Origin of the sequence: Vibrio sp. Vb1729, assembly GCF_033338655.1 — a bacterium.
GTDB lineage: Bacteria > Pseudomonadota > Gammaproteobacteria > Enterobacterales > Vibrionaceae > Vibrio > Vibrio alginolyticus.
Window position 1 is genome coordinate 361,905 of sequence record NZ_JAWOTB010000011.1, and the last position, 21,247, is coordinate 383,151.

Below are 21,247 nucleotides of genomic sequence, written 5' to 3' on the forward strand. Positions count from 1 at the left end.
TATGTTAAGTCGTTTCTTTATTCAGAGACCTAAATTCGCGCTGGTTATTTCGATCATATTAACGCTAGCCGGCGCGATCTCACTGGCGATTTTGCCAGTGGCTGAGTATCCACAGATAAGCCCGCCATCAGTAAGCGTTTCGGCTTACTACACTGGCGCGAGTGCGGAAGTTGTCGAGCAGGCCATTGCGGACCCCATAGAGACCTCAGTCAACGGCGTTGAGGATATGATATACATGTCTTCAAAGAGCGCGAACGATGGCTCTTACAGCCTAAACGTCACGTTCGATGTTGGCACCGATCCAGATATGGCGCAAGTTAACGTGCAAAACCGCGTGTCACAGATTGAGTCAAAACTGCCTCAAGAAGTTCGCATGGTTGGTGTGACGGTGAAAAAGCGTTCACCTGACTTGCTGATGGTACTTAACTTCTATTCACCTGATGGCAAATACGATGATCAGTTCTTGATTAACTACATTAACTTGAATGTAAAAGATCAGTTGGCTCGTGCGAAAGGTATCAGTGAAGTTAACGTGATTGGTGGTGGCGAATACGCAATGCGTGTTTGGTTAGATCCTGAAAAAATGGCCAACCTTAAGCTAACCACGTCAGACGTATACGCCGCTTTGGCTGAACAGAACGTTCAAGTTGCGGCAGGGCGTGTAGGTGCAGCACCATACAACAATCCGCAAGAAGTTCAGTTTAACCTTGTGACCAAAGGTCGCTTGGAAAGCGTGAGTGAGTTTGAGAACGTAGTCCTTCGAGCTAATCCCAATGGCTCTACGGTTTATCTGAAAGATGTTGCTCGCGTTGAACTAGGCAAAAAGTTCTACGATGGTAACGGTAAGTTCCGTGGCCAGGACGCGTCAATCGTTGCGTTGTCTCTTCAATCGGATGCGAATGCGTTAGAAAGTGGTCAGGCCGTCATGGAGCTCCTTGAAGGCTTGAGCAAAAACTTCCCAGAGGGAATGGAATACGAGACCAGCTACGATACAACCGTGTTCGTATCTGAATCGATCAAAGGGGTAGTAAAAACACTGATTGAAGCGATTCTATTGGTGATTGCTGTAACTTACTTGTTCTTGGGTAGTGCGCGTGCAACGTTGATTCCTGTTGTCGCGATCCCCGTTTCTCTGATTGGTACGTTTGCCATCATGCAGGCAACGGGCTTCACCATTAATACGGTTACTTTGTTTGGCTTGATCCTTGCGATTGGTATCGTGGTGGACGATGCGATTCTGGTTATCGAAAACGTCGATACTACCATGGCGAAAGACCCAAGCATTTCACCGCGTAAAGCGACGTTGCTAGCGATGAAAGAAGTAACGGGACCAATCATCACGTCGACCTTGGTTCTACTTGCGGTATTCATACCCGTCGCCATGCTGCCAGGTATCACCGGTATCATGTATCGCCAGTTCGCTTTGACCATCTGTATTTCGGTTGTGATTTCATCCATCAATGCATTGACGCTGTCTCCAGCACTTTGTTCTCTGGTATTGAAGCAGGGTGGGGGCAATACCGCTAACTGGTTCCAGGCTTTCAACAGAGGCTTAGAGCGCATCACTACGCGTTATGGCCAGATCGCTGGTTTCTTGGTGAAGAAGTCTTTACTGCTCGTGACGTTCTTTATAGTTGCTATCGCAGCGGTCACTTTCTTTGCGAAAACCACCTCTACAGCGTTTGTTCCTCAAGAAGATAAAGGCATTTTGCTGGTTAACGTACAGCTACCAGATTCAGCCTCTTTATCACGTACTGAAGAAGTCACCAATGATTTAATGAAAATGATCGGTGAAGAGCCTGGTGTGGATGGTGTGACGGTTGCGAACGGTTACTCGTTTATGACAGGCGCAGCAGCATCAAACGGTGCTTCTGTATTTATCAAATTGCATGACTGGGATACTCGTAACTCGCTGCAAGGAGAGCACTCTGCTAATGCTATCGCGGCACGTATTAACGGGCGAGCGGCGACAGAGTTACCTCAAGCGGTTGTTTTTGCGATGGGACCACCGGCGGTTCCAGGTATGGGCGCTGCGTCTGGTTTTGAGTTTGTGCTTGAAGACACGCTAGGGCGAAGTCGTACCGACTTGTCGATGGTCATGGGAGAAATGATCCAAGCGGCTAACCAAGCGCCTGAAATTGCCTACACGTTTAGCACGTTCCGCGCGAATGTTCCGCACTACTACGTTGATATCGATCGTGAGAAAGCGCAGCAATTAGGTATTTCGCTGTCGTCTATTTTCCAAACCTTGCAAGGCAACTTAGGTTCGCTTTATGTGAATGACTTCACCATGTTTGGTAAGAACTTCCGCGTAACCATGCAAGCTGATAGCCAGCACCGTAGCAGCATGGAAGATCTAGAGCGTTTCCATGTTCGTTCTTCGAACGGTGATATGGTCCCGTTAAGTACGCTAGTGAGCTACGAGCAAGTGTTTGAGCCTGATGTGGCGTGGCGTTACAACATGTACCGCAGTGCTATCATTCAAGGCCAACCAGCTCCGGGTTACTCTAGTGGTGATGCGATTGCAGCAATGGAACGCGTTGCTGCTGAAGTTCTTCCGCAAGGGTACACGTATGAATGGACAGGTATGGCTTATCAGGAAGTGCTTGCGGGCAACCAAGCCATTTATGCGTTTGCGCTGGCTTTGATATTCATTTACTTGTTTATGGTGGCTCAGTATGAGAGTTGGAGTATTCCACTGGCTATTATTTTGGTGGTCCCAGTAGCAACGTTAGGTTCCTTCCTTGCGTTGAATCTAACTGGCACGCCGCTTAACTTGTATGCCCAAATTGGTCTTGTCTTGCTCATAGCCTTGGCGGCGAAAAACGCAATTTTGATTGTGGAGTTCGCCAAGCAAGAGCGTGAAGAAAAAAATGCTGATATCGATAGTGCAGCGGTTAAAGGAGGCACGTTACGTTTCCGCGCTGTGAATATGACATCTTGGTCATTTATCCTGGGTATCTTCCCGCTTATCTTTGCCGCTGGTGCGGGGCACGTGAGTCAAAACTCACTCGGCGTGTCGCTGATTGGTGGTCTATTGTGTGTGCTTCTAGCAGGTACATTCTTGATCCCAGGCTTCTACGCCCTGGTGCAAAGACAGCGTGAGAAAGTTCATGGCGGCAACACCAAGCTGGTTCCTCTTGATGATGAATAATCACATCCGAAGTGCGCAGTAAGCACGAAGTGACAATTGAAAAAAAGCCCGAAGCAATGATTGCCTCGGGCTTTCTATTTTGAAAAGGGTTATTTTAGCGCAGTTTTGAATTGTGCAACGGCTTCATCCATATCATGAGCTTGAGCAGAGACAGAGTTCACTTCATGCAAGCATTCCTGAGCGGATTGCATGTTATTCTCAGATATGGCGTTTAGCTCGGTGATTGAACCGCTAACTTGGTTCATCACGATACCTTGTTCTTCAATTGCTGAAGCTATGCGCTCCGAATTACCTTGAATTGAATGCATGTCAGTAATGATCTGTTGCAGGCTAGAATCCAGTTTTTCAGAAGCATTAAGTGTTTGTTGCCCTTGATCGTTACATTGATCAATATCAGCAACAACTGTAGACATTTGAGTTTGAATATCTGCAACGACCCGCGTGATTTCCTCAGTGGATTGATGAGTTCGGCTAGCTAGGGCGCGTACTTCATCGGCAACAACTGCAAACCCGCGGCCTTGTTCGCCTGCTCGCGCGGCTTCAATTGCTGCGTTGAGAGCTAGTAGGTTGGTTTGCTCTGCAATCTCTTGGATGATGTTCACGGCACCACCAATTTTATCTACATGCTGATTCAGCGAGCCAATCGACTGCTGGCTGTTTGATAAAATCGTGGTTAGTTGACCGATGTTGGTTACCGTCGCCTCAACAACTCCTCGACCTTGTTCGGCATTATTCGCTGCCTGATGTACGCCTTCTACCGCAACTGATGTGCTCTCAGAGATTTCACCTATTGTGGCAACCATTTGCTGAACTGCCGTCGCCATTGATGCTGTGTGGTCAGTTTGAGTGTGGAATTGCTCCATAACGCCTTCTAACTCACGATGCATATTATCGGTACTTGCAGTGAGTTGCGCCGATTTTTCTTGGGTACTACTAATTAGATGCTCAAGCTTATCCAATAGGTCATTGAGGTGATGACTGATATCAAATAGCTCGTCTTGACCTTTCAAATCAGATCGAAGTCCCATGTTGTTCGTTTCGCTGATACTTCGAATGGTGCCAAGTAAGCTATTCACTCGCGTATTGATTGAACGTGAAATTTGCCAAATCAATGCGAAAATAACGACTAAGATCAGAGCTGTAATGACCTGCTTGATGGTCGACATTTGTTCATCACGTTGTGCGGCAGCAGAGCTAAGGGCTGTGGAAAAGGTTTCAAATTGCTCTTCTACGGCATGGGATAATGCGCGAGTTTCACCGAGTAGGCCTTTGTCATAAGCAACCCCAACAACTTGCTTTTGGGCCGCCAATTGCTTACCTGTTTTGATAAGCTCCGGAGCATATTGCCCCTCAAGCAAGTCACTATTGAATAGTCCTGCTTTTACCGCAGAGTCAAAACGGACTAATGCCAATAACTGCTGGTGGTCTGAACGTTGTTTAGCTTCTAATAGTGCTTGTTCGTAACCGGCGAGAAGCCCACTCTTTGAATCAAGCCCGTATCGTTGGTAAGCGCTGACCAGATTCTGAAAGCCCCTTTGGTATGCGAGCAAGTCTTGCTTAAATTGTTGACTGGAAGGTAATTCATTACTCTTGAGTATGTTCGCAAGCTCTTTTTCTGTGTCTATAAACTTGTCAACATTGGCGTCAAACTTATTTAGATATTTGTCATTACTACGCAGTAGGAAATCTTTTTCATTTCTGCGTAAGTTGAGTAAGCGTATTTCTAGATCACCAACGAGTTTGATGGCGTGATTAAGATCATTGCTCTTATTTTCAAAATGGGATGACGTACCCAAAAGGGCCACGATGCCTAAAATGGCGATAACTCCGAGGAAGTAGAGTTTTTGCCTAATAGTCATATTGTTGTTTCCTGAATAAGTAACTAAAAAGAGAAATCCAATGAGATTTCCAAGGGCTAGCAAACGTTGTTCAACTAACATGTCGAGAAAACGACATGCACTAATACAGCACTTTTTTACGTTGCTGTTTTTTCGCTCCGTGCTTGTTTTTTGTATCAAGTCGTCGGCGTTGAGAAGCGCGGGTTGGTTTCGTTTTAATACGCTTCTTCTCCTGTAAAGCGGCAGCTTTTATCAATGCTTGAAGCCGATTTAGGGCGTCTTCGTTATTTTGTTCTTGTGTCCGAAATTGTTGCGCTTTGATGATGATCACGCCATCTTTACTTATACGACTATCAGAAAGTGCAAGTAATCGCTCTTTGTAAAAGTCAGGTAAGCTTGAATGCCGGATATCAAAGCGCAGGTGTATAGCGGACGCTACCTTGTTAACGTTCTGGCCACCATTTCCTTGAGCTCTAATTGGGGATAATTGAATTTCCCACTCTTGAATTGTGACGGAGTTCGAAATTTTGAGCATGATAAGTAAATGCCGGTAAGGACGATTGAAAGAGCTGATAAATTAACATTACAGATGCACAAATAGAAGAAAAGACATGAGCACGATTGATTTTAGACCCTATGAGGGATTCATATTTGATATGGATGGTACTCTAATCGATACCATGCCAGCCCACTTGGCAGCTTGGCAAGCAACTGCTGAGCGTTTTGATTTTCCGTTTTGCCAGGAATGGTTTCACAGTTTGGGAGGGATGCCGAGCTTTAAAATTGTTGAGGAACTAAATCGTGTGCATGAGCTTTCGTTAGATCCTAAAACTGTCGCGACATTTAAAATGGAAACATTCGCTGCTATGGAGCTTCATGGTGACGTTATTCCTTGCACGAACATCGTGTTAGAGGAATATTTAGGCCATAAGAAAATTGCAGTCGGGACTGGCAGCCAACGAGAAAGTGCCATGCGCTTATTAAGCCATGCAGGTTTATTAGACAAGTTGGATGTTGTAGTAACCGCGAGTGATGTAGAGAACCATAAACCCTTTCCAGATACCTTTTTGGTGGCCGCGAAACAACTCGACTTGGAGGTGTCACAGTGTCTTGTGTTCGAGGATACTGAGCTGGGGAAGCGAGCGGCGCATGCAGCTGGTATGGATTGCGTTATGGTGCAAGATAATGAGTTGATCTTTTTCCCAAAACCATAGTGGCAATATCCCTTAATATGAGATCAAAACGGGGTGCAAATGCACCCCATTAATTTTTACCACATCATCGATCATGAATCATAGATACTTATTCTGGCTGAACTAGCTCTTGGTATTCAAATGAAGGTACCACAACTTCTACGCGACGGTTTTTCTCACGACCTTCGCGAGTGCTGTTGTCAGCAACTGGGTTTTCTTCACCCATCCCTTTAACTGTCAAACGATCTGAACCAATGCCAGCTGCGGTTAGGTAATCAGCAACAGATTGAGCACGACGCTCAGACAGTTTTTGGTTGTATGCCGCAGGGCCTGAGCTATCCGTGTAACCAGTAATCTCTACTTGAGCTTGAGGATATTCGTTCAAGAATGAAACAAAGTTGTCCAGACGTTCAGAAACGGAATCTGTTAACTTAGCACTATCGAATTCAAACGTACCTGTACCGTACTCTTCTTTGTGCACCTTGCTCATCATCACTGGTTCTGGATCTGGCTCGATCACTTCTTCCGTTACAACTGCTGCAACAACTGGAGCTGCTGCGAATTTGTAGTTAACACCGATACCAAAGAAGTTAGCATCCATGTCGTCCCACACGTCGTCAGACATGTCTTGGTAGCGTTGGTATTCAGCGCGAACACTCCAGTTTCTATCGATCGAGTATTCAGCACCCAAAGAACCTGTTGGGACAAAGTCTGTTTCGTCATCAGACATCATGTAAGCACCACCGATCTTAGCAAATAGATTCCAAGAGTCGTTTAAGTGCCAGTTGAATTTAGGTGCAAGTGTTAAAGCCGTTAGATTGCCGTCAATCGTATTAATCGTATTAGCCCCTGACCTAGAGTTTCCTTCATAGTCGCCTAAGAAGTCTACGCCGTACTCTAGCCCGATGATATCGGTAAAGTCATAACCGATATGTAGTCCTGCACCGAACGCTTCATCATCACAAGGGCTATTTAGATAGCAAGCGTCGTCAAGTGTAGTCATGCCCACTTTGCCCCCGATGTACATTTCAGCTTGAGCAGAGTTTAAAAGCGCGCTACTACCAGCTACCACTGCTGCTACTGCAATTGCTACTTTGTTCATAATGTTTCCTTGTATTGATTGCATATTAACTTCTACTTCGTTTTATCAAAAAATTAGAAAAAACCAGCGTTTATAAGAAATTAGTTTAATATTCTAATCATTTCATATCAAGCAACAATATATTTGAACTTGATCAACATTTACTACCCAAAAATACCTCACAAACTTCTGATATTTCTTACATTGTAGTAAAGATTTTTTGGTGCATAAGAAAATTGATGATTATTTTGAACTTTTTTTCGTAAACTTTACTTTACATTGTGCGCGGTGGTTAACAGGTGGTTTTTATTTGCATTTATTTGCAAAAACTGATTGCAAGTCTACGCCTAAGCCGATAAGTTACTTAAACGCTAGACAGAAAATGACCACAGCCCTTGATGCTGCTCGCTTTGTGAACAATGTTGCAATGAGTTCAGTTGGTAAAAATGGGGTCGGAAATAAAACCAGGAAGTAGAAGTAATGTTTCAAACTGATGATGTAAGAATAAATAGAGTAAAAGAGTTATTGCCACCTGTTGCAGTATTAGAGAAGTTCCCAGCGACTGAAACCGCTTCTTCGACCACTTTTGATTGCCGTAACGCCATTCACAATATTCTTGAAGGAAAAGACGATCGATTACTCGTGATCGTTGGCCCGTGTTCTATTCACGATCCGGCTGCCGCGGTTGAGTACGGTAAAAAGCTAAAAGTATTACGTGATGAACTGGGCGAGCAGCTTGAGGTTGTTATGCGAGTTTATTTTGAAAAGCCGCGTACGACCGTTGGTTGGAAAGGCCTTATCAATGACCCTTACTTAAATGACACCTATAAGCTAAATGATGGTCTACGTATCGGACGTAAACTTCTTCTTGATCTAACCGATATGGGCTTGCCGACGGCAAGTGAATTCTTAGATATGATTACACCTCAGTACGTGGCGGATTTGATCAGTTGGGGAGCTATCGGTGCTCGTACGACAGAATCTCAGGTTCACCGCGAGCTTGCTTCTGGTCTTTCTTGTCCTGTAGGTTTCAAAAACGGTACAGATGGGAATATTAAAATAGCGAGCGACGCGATTCGTTCTGCAAGCGCTTCCCATCACTTCCTTTCAGTAACAAAATACGGTCATTCCGCGATCGTAGAAACCGCTGGTAATCCAGACTGCCATATTATTCTACGTGGCGGTAAAGAACCAAACTACAGTGCAGCACATGTAGCTCAAATTAAAGATGAGCTGGACACCGCAGGTCTGCCGAAAAAAGTGATGATTGATTTTAGCCATGCTAACAGCTCGAAGCAGTTCAAGCGTCAAATGCTGGTGTCTGATGATGTATCCGAGCAAATCTCTGGTGGCGAAGAAGCCATTTTTGGAGTGATGATCGAGTCTCATTTAGTTGAAGGTCGCCAAGACTTAGTGGATGGCAAAGCAGCCACTTATGGTCAGTCGATCACTGATGCATGTATTGGTTGGGAAGATACGGAAACGGTACTTCGTCAGCTTTCTGATGCAGTAAAAGCGCGCCGCAACAAGTAAGCTCAACAGAAAAACTTTTTAAAAGCGAAAAGTGAATAGTGAAGAGCCAGAGGTACTATGCCTCTGGCTCTTTTTGTTGAGAATTACTCTCATATCTTTCTATTGTTTCTGCTTTCCTATATGTTATCTGTATACGTTGTAACCAAAAGGAATTTGGAATTGAATCGTAATGTATGGCTTCTATCCCTCTGCCAAGCCTTATTAATGACAGGGAATATTTTACTCATATCTGTTATTGCCCTTATTGGCAAAACACTTGCGCCGTCATCAAGTTTTATCACATTACCAGTTGCACTGCAGTTTTTGGGACTGATGGCCGCGACAATTCCCGCGTCGCTAATTATGGGCAAGTTAGGGCGTCGCCTTGGTTTTAGCCTTGGTAATGTCATTGGCATTTTGGGTGCTAGTCTAGCGACGTATGCATTAAGTCAACAAAACTTCTATCTGTTCTGCATGTCTACGTTTTTGCTTGGTGTTGGTATAGGTTTCGGTACTCTATACAGGTTTGCTGCCATTGAAGTGTGTGAAGAGTCGGCAAGACATAGGGCGATTTCGATATCTATGGCGGGTGGGGTGTTAGCGGCGATCCTTGGGCCTAATCTGGCCGTGTACTCGCAGCAGTGGTCAGGTGATGGCTTATACATTAGTGCATTTGCTGTGCTTGTCGTGCTTTATATAACCGCGTTGGTTGTGCTACAAACCATTCGTTTTCCACCTGCACACACGCAGGCGCTACACGCTAAGGCGGATAAGCTGAGACTGATTATTCGTCGACCTAATTTCATGCTGGCAGTTATCGCGGCAATGGTTGCGTACGCGGTGATGAACATTTTAATGACAGCAACTCCTTTAGCGATGATTGGTTGTGGCTTTGATTTTGATAAAGCGGCGGGAGTGATCGAATGGCACGTGTTGGGTATGTTTGCACCTGCGTTTGTCACGGGCCGTCTGATAGAACGGTTTGGCGCTAAGAATATGATTTTGGCGGGTGGATTGCTATTTGTTGCTTGTATTGGAATTAATATACATGGAGTGTCTATCTGGCATTTTAGTCTTGCTTTAATCCTGTTAGGAATAGGGTGGAACTTTATGTTTATCGCAGCAACCGGGCTGTTTAGTCAAAGCTATGAAGCGAAAAACAGAAGCAAGGCTCAAGCGTTTAATGAATTCTTCGTGTTCAGTTGTGTCACCATCACCGCATTACTATCTGGTTGGCTTGAGTCTACCGTAGGTTGGCAGAATCTTAATTTGTATGTTCTTCCATTTGTGTTACTCGTTATCGCGATGTTTGCGTTAAAAACGAATAAAAAGCCAGAATCACAAACCGCTTAATTAAGGCTTAATATATAACCCGGCCGATCGTGTCGGGTTTGTTTATTAGCTCAAATCAACAATCTCTTCTTTATGTTTTTATCGATAATGTGAATTCCCACAATAAAAATGTCGATTTGATAAGACTTTTTATCTAACTTTTTGTAATAAAAATAAAAATCCTGTATATATCTTGCCGAAAATCAATAAAAACTAAAGAAGTTTCGTCTATGTCAGCCAATATTTCTCATAAAGCTCAAGAAACTCTCGTGAGGGAGTCTGAGGAACTCGTCTCAACAACGAACTTACAAGGTGTTATTACATATTGTAATGAAGCCTTTTGCCGCGTTGCTGAATACACTCACGAAGAACTTGTCGGTCAGAACCACAATATAGTTCGTCATAATGATATGCCTAAAGCCGCTTTCGGTGACATGTGGGCACGCCTTAAACAAGGTAAAGCCTGGCGTGGAATGGTTAAGAATGCCACTAAGTCTGGCGGTTACTATTGGGTTGATGCTTATGTCACCCCTATCTACGAAGACAACCATGTTGTTGGGTATCAATCAGTGCGCGTGAAACCAAAGCGAGAGTGGGTTGATATTGCGACAAAAGCCTACAAAAGCATGCGTGCTGCAGAGAAGTCTGGTCGAACTTGGTCGTTGAAAATCAATGAAACCATTCGCTATGCGATTCTACTTGGTGCACTAACCGCACCTGCAACCGCATATGCGTTGTCTGTTGAAGGGCCGTTGGCTTGGCTTGCAAGTGCGTTACCTGCAAGTGTTCTGGCTCTGTTATTCCGCCAAGAGTTAATTGATACACCTCAGCAACTTAAAAAGTTACAAAAGCAATATGACAGCGTAAGTCGCTTGATCTATTCCGGTAACACGGCATTTTCGATTGCCGATTTCCATATCAAAATGCTATCCGCAAGAATTCGAACCGTGTTAGGAAGAATGACTGACTCCGCATTGCCTTTGCAGCATTGCGCCGAAGAGCTCAGTCAAACAACGGCAGAAGTCTCGGCTGCATTAAATCAGCAAAATACCGATATTCATCGTGTACGAGATGCTACCCAAGAGGTGGAGTCGTCGGCAAATTCGGTTTCTTCGAGTACCAATGATGCCCATATGTTGATTGATGATACATTGAAGTCATGCTTGATGGCGAAGGAGACCATTGATCAAACGCACACCAATCTAGCGCAATTAAGCCTTCAAGCTGAAAAAGCGACGGAAACGACGTATCAACTGAGTGATCAGGCGCAGAAGGTGAACCATTTGATGGAAGAGATTGGTGGAATCGCAGAGCAAACCAATTTACTGGCACTTAACGCGGCGATTGAAGCAGCAAGGGCAGGGGAGCAAGGTCGTGGTTTTGCTGTTGTAGCTGATGAGGTCCGCGCGCTTTCTGGGCGTACATCCAATGCAACTGAACAAATCCAAGCTTCTATCTCCACTATGTTGGCAACGATTCAAAGTTGGCAGAAAGATATTCTGGCAAACAAAGAGCAAACCGATGCCTGTTCTCAAGTAGCAGAACAAAGCGCGTTGCGTTTGTCTGAAGTTGAACAGATGATGCAAACCATGAGTGGGCTGATGGTTGATGTAGCAGAAGCGGCGAATAACCAGTTAAAGCTATCTAGTGATGTAAACCAGCACATTCATTCTATCGCTTCGACCGCAGAACAAAACTTGGCAGCAACACATTCAGTTGAACAAAACAGCCGACAGTTGAAAGACCAAGTACAAGATTTCTATCAGCTCGCACTTCGATTTGAAGACAAATAGTCGTAACGAAAGTTGTGATGTTTATGTCCTGGCTGCGTTTATGCGAATAGGAGCCAGATAAAAGAAAGCCCCGCCATTGCTGGTGGGGCTTTTCAGTTTTCACATTCGCAATAGAGAAAACTGACTATCTTTTTACTGCAATTACGCGAGTAGCTCTTTTGCTGTGTTCACTACGTTTTCAGTCGTGAAACCAAACATTTTGAATAGTTCGCCAGCTGGTGCAGATTCACCGAATGAAGTCATACCGATGATGCGACCGTCGAAGCCTACGTACTTGTACCAGAAGTCAGCAATACCTGCTTCAATTGCGATACGTGCTGTTACGTCTGATGGCAGTACAGCTTCACGGTAAGCGGCGTCTTGTTTGTCGAATGCGTCTGTTGATGGCATTGAAACAACGCGTACTTTCTTACCTTCAGCAGTTAGCTGTGCTGCTGCTTCTACTGCTAGTTCAACTTCAGAACCTGTTGCGATAAGGATTAGCTCTGGCTTGCCTTCGCAATCTTTCAGAATGTAAGCACCTTTCGCGATGTCTGCTACTTGTTCTGCTGTGCGCTCTTGTTGCGCAAGGTTTTGACGAGAGAAGATAAGTGCTGTCGGTGCATCTTTACGTTCAATCGCTAGTTTCCAAGCTACAGCGGACTCAACTTGGTCACATGGACGCCATGTGCTCATGTTTGGTGTTAGGCGTAGCGATGCCATTTGCTCAACTGGTTGGTGAGTTGGACCATCTTCGCCAAGACCGATAGAGTCATGCGTGTACACTTGGATGTTCTGAATTTTCATCAGCGCAGCCATACGCATTGCGTTACGTGCGTACTCCATGAACATTAGGAATGTTGCGCCGTAAGGAACGAAACCACCGTGTAGCGCGATACCGTTCATGATCGCTGTCATACCGAATTCACGTACGCCGTAGTGGATGTAGTTACCAGAGAAGTCGCTTGCTTCTAGAGACTTAGAACCAGACCACATTGTTAGGTTAGAAGGTGCTAGGTCAGCAGAACCACCCATGAACTCTGGTAGTAGAGCACCAAATGCTTCTAGAGCATTTTGAGACGCTTTACGTGATGCAATGTTTGCTGGGTTAGCTTGAAGATCAGCAATGATTTGGCTTGCTTTCTCTTCCCACTGTGCAGGAAGCTCACCGTTTACGCGGCGTTTAAATTCAGCTGCCAGCTCAGGGTACGCTGCTTCATAAGCTGCAAATTTCTCGTTCCACGCTGCTTCCTTAGCTGCGCCTGTTTCTTTCGCTGACCATTCTGCGTAGACTTCTTGCGGAATTTCAAAAGGACCGTGCTCCCAACCTAGTTCTTTGCGTGTTGCTGCGATTTCTTCTGCACCTAGTGGCGCACCGTGACAATCGTGTGAACCAGATTTGTTTGGTGAACCAAAACCGATGATAGTCTTAGTACAGATAAGTGTAGGACGTGGATCCGCTTTCGCCGCTTCAATTGCTGCGTTGATTGCGTCAGCATCGTGACCATCGACTGCAGGGATTACGTGCCAACCGTAAGCTTCGAAACGCTTAGGTGTGTCGTCAGAGAACCAACCTTCAACGTGACCGTCGATAGAGATGCCGTTGTCATCCCAGAACGCGATCAGCTTGCCTAGACCTAGAGTACCTGCGAGAGAACATGCCTCGTGCGAAATACCTTCCATCAGACAGCCGTCGCCCATGAACACGTAAGTGAAGTGGTCAACGATGTCGTGGCCTTCTTTGTTGAACTGTGCTGCTAGCGCTTTTTCAGCTAGAGCCATACCAACCGCGTTAGTGATGCCTTGACCTAGCGGACCCGTTGTGGTCTCGATACCTGGCGCGTAACCATACTCTGGGTGACCAGGAGTTTTAGAGTGAAGCTGACGGAAGTTTTTCAGATCGTCGATAGACAACTCGTAACCTGCAAGGTGCAGTAGAGAGTAAATCAGCATTGAGCCGTGGCCGTTAGACAGTACGAAACGGTCGCGGTCTGCCCACTCAGGGTTTGATGGGTTGTGGTTTAGATGAGAGCGCCAAAGAACTTCAGCGATGTCAGCCATACCCATAGGTGCACCTGGGTGACCAGAGTTAGCTTGTTGAACACCATCCATGCTTAGCGCACGGATTGCATTTGCTAGATGTTTACGATCCATAGTGATTACTTCTCGATATTTGATTTAAATAGAGGGAACTCGCCGAAACAAGTTCAAATAGAATTTTTTGAAAATAGTGCTGATGGTAAAAGCGAGTAGACGGGCTACTCGCTTTTGGTAAGCAATTAAAGCTTAGCTTCGATCATCGCTTCTAGTTTGCCTTGGTCAACGGCGAAGTTGCGGATACCTTCAGCCAGCTTCTCAACAGCCATTGGGTCTTGGTTATGTTCCCATAGGAACTCTGCGTGAGTCATTGGTGCTGGACGCTCAGCTGCGCCTTTAGAATCAACTAGTTTCTCAACTACTTCACCCTCAGCTGCTTCTAGTTCTGCAAGTAGAGCAGGAGCGATAGTTAGACGGTCACAACCAGCTAGTTCTAAGATCTCACCGATGTTACGGAAGCTTGCGCCCATAACTACAGTTTTGTAGCCGTATTCTTTGTAGTAGTTGTAGATCTTAGTTACAGATAGTACGCCTGGATCTTCTTGAGCTTCGAAGTCACGGCCTTCTTTCGCTTTGTACCAGTCCATGATACGACCAACGAATGGCGAGATTAGGAATACACCCGCTTCTGCACAAGCACGTGCTTGAGCGAACGAGAATAGAAGCGTTAGGTTACAGTTGATGCCTTCTTTTTCTAGGATCTCAGCTGCGCGAATGCCTTCCCAAGTTGAAGCCAGTTTGATAAGGATACGGTCGTTAGTGATGCCAGCATCGTTGTACATTTTCACTAGTTGACGAGCTTTCGCTACGCTGCCTTCCATATCGTAAGATAGACGAGCGTCTACTTCTGTAGAGATACGACCTGGGATAGTTTTTAGGATTTCTTTACCGATGTTTACTGCAAGCATGTCACAAGTATCTTGAACTTGTTGAGCTTTGTCGTTGCTCTGTGCTTTAGCGTATTCGATTGAAGCATCGATTAGAGGTGCGTACTCTGCGATTTGAGCGGCTTTAAGGATAAGAGAAGGGTTAGTTGTTGCGTCTTCTGGCTGATACTTTTTAATTGCATCAATCTCGCCAGTGTCTGCTACTACAGTCGTTAGTTTACGAAGTTGCTCTAACTTGTTGCTCATAATCGATCATCCTATTTAAATGGGCTTAAGCGTGATTTTTGTTATCACAGCTTGTGCATTTGCAAGCGAGTTAGCTAACCGTCTCATCGCATTTAATGAGACATCTGCTCAGCCAACTACGGAAAATTTCGTTACCGAACAAATGCTATGAACATTTGATCGATAGCTGAGTAAATGATGTGTCCATATTTATCCTATCTATGCTGAAAGTCAATCGCTGAAATGGACTTATAGTGAACTTCATCAACGTTTTTTTACTGTGTGTTTAGTGGTTAACCCAAATAAACGTTTGCCCTTATTGTTCAAAGCTTGAGCGTTGTCCAAGAGGGTAAAAAATTGTAGTGAGAAAATGTTATTGCGATGAGCAAATGTAGCGTTTAAATTGATAAAGAACATATGCTAAGTCAATGAGCATATGTTCACTTATTGCATACAATATCGATCCTCTTAAAGGGCGAGAGAAACCATGAGCAGTTCTAATCAAGATATTTCCATTGAAAACACGGATTTGTTGACAGAGATTTCCGTCGCGTATTATCAAGACGGTGCGACTCAGGAAGAGATATCGAGAAAATTTGCCATATCACGCGCAAAGGTCGGGCGAATGCTCAAGCAGGCGCGTGATGAAGGCATTGTTGAAATTACCGTTAAATACCATCCGGTGTTCAGCGCCAAGATTGAACAACGTTTGATCGAGCGATTCGGCGTTAAGCGCGCGCTTGTTGCTCTTGATCAACCGAATGAAGAAGCGCAACGACTACAGGTATCGGGATTGGTGTCCAATTATCTCACTAGCACGCTCAAAAACGGCATGGTGGTGACGGTCGGACAAGGGCGCAACGTGTCGTCTGTCGCTCACCATATTGGTGTTATTACGCCGCGTGATTGTAAATTTGTGTGTGGCATTGGTGGTATTCATCCGCGTGGCGGTATGTATAACGCCGACCATATTTGTCGTCAGTTGGCGAAGAAATATGGGGGGACCTCTGAAACACTTTATGCGCCGGCTTACGCAGAAAACAGAGAACAGAAGTTGGCCTTTATGCAAAATGCAACCGTGAAACAAACGCTCGACCTAGCACGTAAAGCCGATGTCGCTTTGGTTGGTATTGGTGACATGAGCGAAAACAGTTACATGGTCGACTTAGGTTGGTTTACGCCTGATGAAGTGGTTCAGTCGAGACTTCAACAAGGTGTGGTAGGGGATTTTGCAGGTTATGACTTCTTTGATATTCACGGTAATGTAGCGAACACGGTAATGAGTGACCGAGTAATTGGACTTGGTATTGAAGAGTTTCGGCCGATCTCGGAAGTCATTGCGATCGCAGCTGAGAACAGCAAGCCACTCGCTCTACTCGGAGCATTAAGAACTGGAGCGATAGACGTGATCGCCACGAGCGTTAGCAACGCATTAACCGTGCTCAACTTAGATGAGCAAATGCACGGCAACGCGAAATCTGAACGCTAACGGAAATAGTCGGCTTTTGATGTAGTCAGGCTATGAGGGGTGACAAATCACTCATAGCCAGTTTCTATTTCGAAATGACAAGTTTGGTTTAGAAGCTGCGTTTAGTATATTGGAACACATCATCTTTAGATAAACGTAAGATACTTTGTTAAACAGACACTTGTCTTAACGCTCGATAGGTAGAGAGTGGTCTGCACCCCATTCGGTCCAAGAACCGTCGTACACCGACAGATTGTCCAGACCAATTTGATACGCCGCGAGTAATAAAATGCATGCGGTCACACCGGAGCCGCAACTAAAAATAATTGAAGTGTCACTATCTATCGTTAGTGCGCTAAATATCTGTTGCAACTCTGAATTTGGTTTAATGTGACCGTTGGTTAAGAGTTCTTGAAACGGTAAGCAAACCGAATTTGGAATGTGCCCACTACGTAGACCTTCTCGTGGCTCAGGCACTTCACCAAGGAAGCGTGCTTTGGCTCTGGCATCGATGATATTTGCACTTTTATTGGTGGAATGAGCAAGAACATCTTGTGCACTCAAAAAGGCATTTTGATTGAGCTTACCCGCAAAGTTACCTTTTTCGCTTGGTTGCGATAGGGCACTTTCGACAGGAAATCCGGCTTCAATCCAAGCAGGAAGACCGCCGTTTAAGACTCGAACATTATCATGTCCCATAGCTTTGAACATCCACCAAGCTCTTGGCGCGGCTAAAGTGCCAGAGTTGTCGTAAACCACAATCAAATCTTCGTTGTTCAAACCGAGTTGTTTCGCACTTTGGTTGAAGCCTTCTTCTGTTGGCATCATATGCGGCAGAGAAGAACCGGGTAAGCAAAAGTCATTGTCGTAATCAAAGCGTAAAGTATTTGGAATCCACTTATCTTGAATCTTTTTGCCTTCAGAAGGGATTTGAAACGCAATACTAGCGTCGAGGAGCTTGACGTTAGGTTGGCCGAGAAGGCTATTGAGTTCATCAGTACTAATCAGTGCTTGCATTGTCTTTAGTTTGCTAGGTGGATAATCTTACTGTTTTACAACAAAAAAATCGCATGTTCAAAAGAACGATGCGATTTTTAAGTTAAAGATTGAAGATTTGTTCTGAAAGACAGCTTTCGATTTACCCAGTTACATGGTCCAAGTGTTGTCTCCAGAAGTAATCACTTTCTGAATTGGGTCACTACCGTCATAGAACCAAATTTCAACAAGTAGGCTACCTTGGCTATCAGAAACATTAAAGTCGACATTTGCTGTACCATTGTTGAGTGGAACCGATGCGACTTTGCTTGGGTATTTTGCATCGTAGTTACCTGAACTGTTCTCGACAAACTCTTTGTACACGCTTAGGTGTGCTCGTTGTGAAGAGAAACCACTGATGTCTACATTGAGCGTACCTTCCGTCACTGGGTTGTAGCTAAAGCCATCTGGTACTACTAGATCCTGCATGGTTGCATCTTCCACTGTTACCGTTGTCTCTTCTTCAGTTGTTTCTTCCTGTTGGGTAGTCTCTTCCTCTGCAATGGTGGTTTGGGTTGGTGAAGGTGGTGTACTGTTACCACCTCCGCCGCCTCCGCCACAAGCTGTTAGTGCTAATCCCATGATGATTGTGATAAGTGCTTTCATAATGTTATCTCCCTATGGAATGTAGCATTTGTTAGGTGTTGGAGCGGTGTGCCAATCTGTGCTTAGTTCGCCACCAGACTCAGCCCAAGTTTGGAATTGAGGGTATGCATCGACCATGTCTACACGCTCTAGCGGCCAATCCCAATCTTCTACTATCAACAGTGCCCAAGGTAAGTTGTTTGCTGTTTTGAAGTACACTCCTTGTGCAGGGTCACTTGCATCGACGCCGACACCGAAGAGGTTTTGGTCATCAAACTGTTCTGTTGGTGCTTGGTCTGCTAAGTGAACTTCCCATTTACGACCTGGTTGGAAGGTAATCCCGTCGCCATGGTAAGTCCCCGGCGTTGCGAAGATGAACGGGTCGTATGGCATGGCTTGAATGGCTGAACGGTCAGAGCCTTCGGTGAAGTACACATTCAAGGTAAAGGTGAGTGAAACGTTATCATCACAGCCAGACTCGGTACGGAAGTAGCTACAGCTGCTCGCCGCGTGTGTGCTTAAGTCTTCACTGATGATGAAAATTGCTTCATCAGAAATACTTTCCAAACCATTAGATGCTTGTTCTACACCATTGAAGGATAGCGTTGTTAATCCGTTTTCAATCGAGCTTCTCAATACACCCGGTAGTCGGATTGCGAAGCCATTTTTGTAACTTGCGCCGTAGGCCGCTAGGTCACCTGTAATCTGGATATTCTCAACATGACCAGCAAGACTGGTTTCAGTGATGCGGAATTTCACGACCACATCGTTCATATCGTAGTCTGCGGTGTATGGCCAGTTATCTTCGTAAGCGACGGTGGCGTAATCTTCTGCACTCGGGAAATATTCCACTGAGTAGCCATTACCAGTGATGGTAATTGGGTAATCTTCCACCTCACCAGATGTCGAACCACCATCGTAGTTTAATCCGGTTTGTTGGCTAAAGCGGAATCGGCTCCAGCTTGAACCTTCCGTTGCAGCGGTTGAAACGACAAACGGTAGGGGATTATTGCCCGCAGACAGTAGTTGGTCGGTGAAGACTTGTTCGCCTTCATCATCAAAGTCACCATCGCGGTTCCAGTCAAACCATGCTGATAGGTAGCCAGAAGTAGAAGCTGTCACATTCACAATTGAGCTTAAGCCTGGATCAAGTGCGGATACAAAACCAACACCATCTTCATCGGCTGTGCCCACAGAGTTATCGTTTGCCTGTCCGTCGGCATCACCATCTGGAGCGACGGAACCAAGCCAAGTTACACCGTCCACTTCGTGACGAGGACCGTTTGACGCAAGTGTTGTGTGGTAGCTGTCTGGAGCATCACCGAAATCAATTGGCTCGTCTTCGTTAATCACCGGAGCATTTGCACAACGTGCACCGTCATTTTGGCTTGAGCTTGGACCGTTGGATACAAACTCAACCGCAGGAACGATACCTGCTGCGATATTGGCTGCGTTACCTTCCGAAAGGTCAACGCGATAGATTTTGCCATCTTGGTTACGTGACACGTAGTAGTTGCCGTTTACATCGAAGTAGCCAGCACCAAATGTGCCTTTCTCACCTGTGTCACCTATCGCAGTTGCGCTACCGTTTGATGGGTTGAACTGATATAGCACACCAGAGTTGTTGTCGATGCCGTAAAGGGAGCCATCACCTGGATGGAATGCAAAGTCGGTTAGGTTCACTGTCGCTGTTGAGCTAATTTTCACGATGCTCAATGTCGCATTTGGATCAGAATCGAGCGGAGAAAGGTCAATGGAGAAAAGTCCTTTGCCTTTGCGGTACAAGTAGTAGACGTGGTTGTAAACGTCACCTACGTAAAACGTGTGGTCGGTAGGAAGGCCCGAAACATCAAGCGTCTCTGCTTGGAAGTCTTTACCAAGACGAACAATCTTTTTGTTTGTGGTGTCGTAGCCGTAGATATAACGGTCAGTGAAGTTAAAGCCTACACCGTTGATGCCCGAAGCCAAACCTGTGTCGTCCTCTAAAAGAGTCGTAGAGCCTGTAACCAAATTGACGCCATAGATTTGAACCGGGGTTGATTGGAACAGGTATGCTTTGCTTGGGCATGTGTCAAATGGCGCCGCTTGTGCATAAGCGCTCGCTATTAGAGACCCAAGTAGTAGTGATGTCCTTTTCATAATTCGCCCTCTCATTGGTTCGTGATATATGCAATGAAAGGAATGTGCCAACTTTTAAGTTGTTGAATTTTATTGGGTTAATATTTGTAAGAAGAAGGGTTTTAAATCTGATTGTCAAAATGAGAAAAAAGCCCAGCATCGAGTTGGGCTTTTTTGGGAATGATTAGAGGTTTAGAACTAGCTACAAACCGGACAGGTGGGCATTTTCATCAGATTCATTTCTCGCCAAGACATGCTGAGCGCGTCCAAAATCAGAATTTTGCCTTTCTTTGGTTGGCCGTAATCAGCAATCACTTTAATCGCTTCCATCGCTTGTACTGCGCCAACAATACCCACAACAGGCGCCATGACTCCGGCTTCGACACAACTTAACGCACCGCTGCCGAAGAGGGCACTTAAGCACTGGTAACATGGTTGCGCTGGGTCATCATAAGTAAACACACTCACTTGGCCTTCCATGCGAATGGCCGCGCCTGAAATTAGCGGTGTTTTGGTCGCAAAACATAGGCGGTTAAGTTGATTACGCGTATCGACGTTATCTGATGCATCGACAACAATAGTGTGCTGCTTAATCAGGCTTTCTAACGCTGTATCATCAAGACGTTTTGCGATGGTACCTACGATAATGTGCGGGTTAAGCTCGCGTAGTGCATCGGCCGCCGAGTCTACCTTCTTACAACCAATATCCGCATCGTGGTGCAGCACTTGGCGCTGAAGGTTAGACAGCTCGACGATATCATCATCAATCAGCGTGATTTTACCTACACCAGCAGTCGCCAAATATTGGCTTGATGCGCAGCCTAAACCGCCAGCACCAAGCATTAATACCGATGCTTGTTTGAGTGCTTCTTGTCCTTCAAAGTCAAACTGACGAAGAATGATTTGGCGGTTGTAACGCAACATTTCCTGATCGGAAAGAATATCCACAA

General features: G+C 45.3%; 15 protein-coding genes. 6 read left to right on the forward strand and 9 right to left on the reverse strand.

Translation table 11 applies throughout. The annotated features are described in order from the left end of the window. Position 1: 1 nt before the first annotated feature. Positions 2-3,154, forward strand: coding sequence for a multidrug efflux RND transporter permease subunit VmeZ (vmeZ, locus tag R7E29_RS06570; protein ID WP_086047498.1), 3,153 nt, complete (start codon positions 2-4; stop codon positions 3,152-3,154). Between the two features lie 89 nt (positions 3,155-3,243). On the opposite strand, the gene R7E29_RS06575 is transcribed toward vmeZ, so the two are convergent. Both R7E29_RS06575 and arfB read right to left on the reverse strand, forming a co-directional pair. After that, on the reverse strand, positions 3,244-5,013 hold the full coding sequence (locus R7E29_RS06575; protein ID WP_025767924.1) for a methyl-accepting chemotaxis protein: 1,770 nt from the start codon (positions 5,011-5,013) through the stop codon (positions 3,244-3,246). Positions 5,014-5,113: 100 nt separating this feature from the next. Beyond that, on the reverse strand, positions 5,114-5,527 hold the full coding sequence (gene arfB, locus R7E29_RS06580) for an alternative ribosome rescue aminoacyl-tRNA hydrolase ArfB (RefSeq protein ID WP_318082497.1): 414 nt from the start codon (positions 5,525-5,527) through the stop codon (positions 5,114-5,116). A gap of 76 nt (positions 5,528-5,603) precedes the next feature. On the opposite strand from arfB, the gene R7E29_RS06585 reads away from it, so the two are divergent. Continuing rightward, positions 5,604-6,206, forward strand: coding sequence for a beta-phosphoglucomutase family hydrolase (locus R7E29_RS06585; protein WP_005389034.1), 603 nt, complete (start codon positions 5,604-5,606; stop codon positions 6,204-6,206). Between the two features lie 88 nt (positions 6,207-6,294). Here R7E29_RS06585 and R7E29_RS06590 read toward each other — a convergent pair whose 3' ends face one another. Beyond that, the gene (locus R7E29_RS06590; RefSeq protein WP_042522668.1) at positions 6,295-7,287 is read right to left on the reverse strand and encodes an OmpA family protein; all 993 of its coding nucleotides are present in this window, start codon (positions 7,285-7,287) and stop codon (positions 6,295-6,297) included. Between the two features lie 459 nt (positions 7,288-7,746). Here R7E29_RS06590 and aroG point away from each other — a divergent pair, with 459 nt between their 5' ends. The 3 genes from aroG to R7E29_RS06605 all read left to right on the forward strand — a co-directional run bounded on the left by aroG (position 7,747) and on the right by R7E29_RS06605 (position 11,903). Then, on the forward strand, positions 7,747-8,799 hold the full coding sequence (aroG, locus tag R7E29_RS06595) for a 3-deoxy-7-phosphoheptulonate synthase AroG (protein WP_005389030.1): 1,053 nt from the start codon (positions 7,747-7,749) through the stop codon (positions 8,797-8,799). 159 nt (positions 8,800-8,958) lie between these two features. Further along, on the forward strand, positions 8,959-10,131 hold the full coding sequence (locus R7E29_RS06600; RefSeq protein ID WP_025767923.1) for an MFS transporter: 1,173 nt from the start codon (positions 8,959-8,961) through the stop codon (positions 10,129-10,131). A 209-nt stretch (positions 10,132-10,340) separates the two neighbouring features. Then, positions 10,341-11,903: a methyl-accepting chemotaxis protein gene (locus tag R7E29_RS06605; RefSeq protein WP_005389027.1), complete on the forward strand. Its 1,563-nt coding sequence runs from the start codon at positions 10,341-10,343 to the stop codon at positions 11,901-11,903. Between the two features lie 141 nt (positions 11,904-12,044). Here R7E29_RS06605 and tkt read toward each other — a convergent pair whose 3' ends face one another. Both tkt and tal read right to left on the reverse strand, forming a co-directional pair. Further along, a complete protein-coding gene (gene tkt / locus R7E29_RS06610; protein ID WP_042522667.1) occupies positions 12,045-14,036 on the reverse strand; it encodes a transketolase in 1,992 nt (663 codons plus the stop codon). Between the two features lie 125 nt (positions 14,037-14,161). Beyond that, positions 14,162-15,112, reverse strand: a complete 951-nt coding sequence (gene tal, locus R7E29_RS06615; RefSeq protein ID WP_005373488.1) for a transaldolase — start codon at positions 15,110-15,112, stop codon at positions 14,162-14,164. 466 nt (positions 15,113-15,578) lie between these two features. On the opposite strand from tal, the gene R7E29_RS06620 reads away from it, so the two are divergent. After that, on the forward strand, positions 15,579-16,580 hold the full coding sequence (locus tag R7E29_RS06620; RefSeq protein ID WP_042522666.1) for a sugar-binding transcriptional regulator: 1,002 nt from the start codon (positions 15,579-15,581) through the stop codon (positions 16,578-16,580). 165 nt (positions 16,581-16,745) lie between these two features. Here the strand turns inward: R7E29_RS06620 and R7E29_RS06625 are convergent, their stop codons facing one another. The 4 genes from R7E29_RS06625 to moeB form a co-directional block, all read right to left on the reverse strand. Next, entirely contained in the window at positions 16,746-17,576 is an 831-nt protein-coding gene (locus tag R7E29_RS06625) for a sulfurtransferase (RefSeq protein WP_042522665.1), read from the reverse strand. Positions 17,577-17,705: 129 nt separating this feature from the next. Next, the gene (locus R7E29_RS06630; protein ID WP_054576113.1) at positions 17,706-18,200 is read right to left on the reverse strand and encodes a hypothetical protein; all 495 of its coding nucleotides are present in this window, start codon (positions 18,198-18,200) and stop codon (positions 17,706-17,708) included. 12 nt (positions 18,201-18,212) lie between these two features. After that, positions 18,213-20,318: an LruC domain-containing protein gene (locus R7E29_RS06635; protein WP_213906753.1), complete on the reverse strand. Its 2,106-nt coding sequence runs from the start codon at positions 20,316-20,318 to the stop codon at positions 18,213-18,215. A gap of 177 nt (positions 20,319-20,495) precedes the next feature. Beyond that, positions 20,496-21,245, reverse strand: coding sequence for a molybdopterin-synthase adenylyltransferase MoeB (gene moeB, locus R7E29_RS06640; protein WP_054576111.1), 750 nt, complete (start codon positions 21,243-21,245; stop codon positions 20,496-20,498). Positions 21,246-21,247: the final 2 nt, after the last annotated feature.

What these genes read in the sequence shown, in the direction of transcription:
- vmeZ (WP_086047498.1), top strand. Translation starts at nt 2, where the DNA reads ATGTTAAGTCGTTTCTTTATTCAGAGACCTAAATTCGCGCTGGTTATT.
- R7E29_RS06575 (WP_025767924.1), bottom strand. Translation starts at nt 5,013, where the DNA reads ATGACTATTAGGCAAAAACTCTACTTCCTCGGAGTTATCGCCATTTTA.
- arfB (WP_318082497.1), bottom strand. Translation starts at nt 5,527, where the DNA reads ATGCTCAAAATTTCGAACTCCGTCACAATTCAAGAGTGGGAAATTCAA.
- R7E29_RS06585 (WP_005389034.1), top strand. Translation starts at nt 5,604, where the DNA reads ATGAGCACGATTGATTTTAGACCCTATGAGGGATTCATATTTGATATG.
- R7E29_RS06590 (WP_042522668.1), bottom strand. Translation starts at nt 7,287, where the DNA reads ATGAACAAAGTAGCAATTGCAGTAGCAGCAGTGGTAGCTGGTAGTAGC.
- aroG (WP_005389030.1), top strand. Translation starts at nt 7,747, where the DNA reads ATGTTTCAAACTGATGATGTAAGAATAAATAGAGTAAAAGAGTTATTG.
- R7E29_RS06605 (WP_005389027.1), top strand. Translation starts at nt 10,341, where the DNA reads ATGTCAGCCAATATTTCTCATAAAGCTCAAGAAACTCTCGTGAGGGAG.
- tkt (WP_042522667.1), bottom strand. Translation starts at nt 14,036, where the DNA reads ATGGATCGTAAACATCTAGCAAATGCAATCCGTGCGCTAAGCATGGAT.
- tal (WP_005373488.1), bottom strand. Translation starts at nt 15,112, where the DNA reads ATGAGCAACAAGTTAGAGCAACTTCGTAAACTAACGACTGTAGTAGCA.
- R7E29_RS06620 (WP_042522666.1), top strand. Translation starts at nt 15,579, where the DNA reads ATGAGCAGTTCTAATCAAGATATTTCCATTGAAAACACGGATTTGTTG.
- R7E29_RS06625 (WP_042522665.1), bottom strand. Translation starts at nt 17,576, where the DNA reads ATGCAAGCACTGATTAGTACTGATGAACTCAATAGCCTTCTCGGCCAA.
- R7E29_RS06630 (WP_054576113.1), bottom strand. Translation starts at nt 18,200, where the DNA reads ATGAAAGCACTTATCACAATCATCATGGGATTAGCACTAACAGCTTGT.
- R7E29_RS06635 (WP_213906753.1), bottom strand. Translation starts at nt 20,318, where the DNA reads ATGAAAAGGACATCACTACTACTTGGGTCTCTAATAGCGAGCGCTTAT.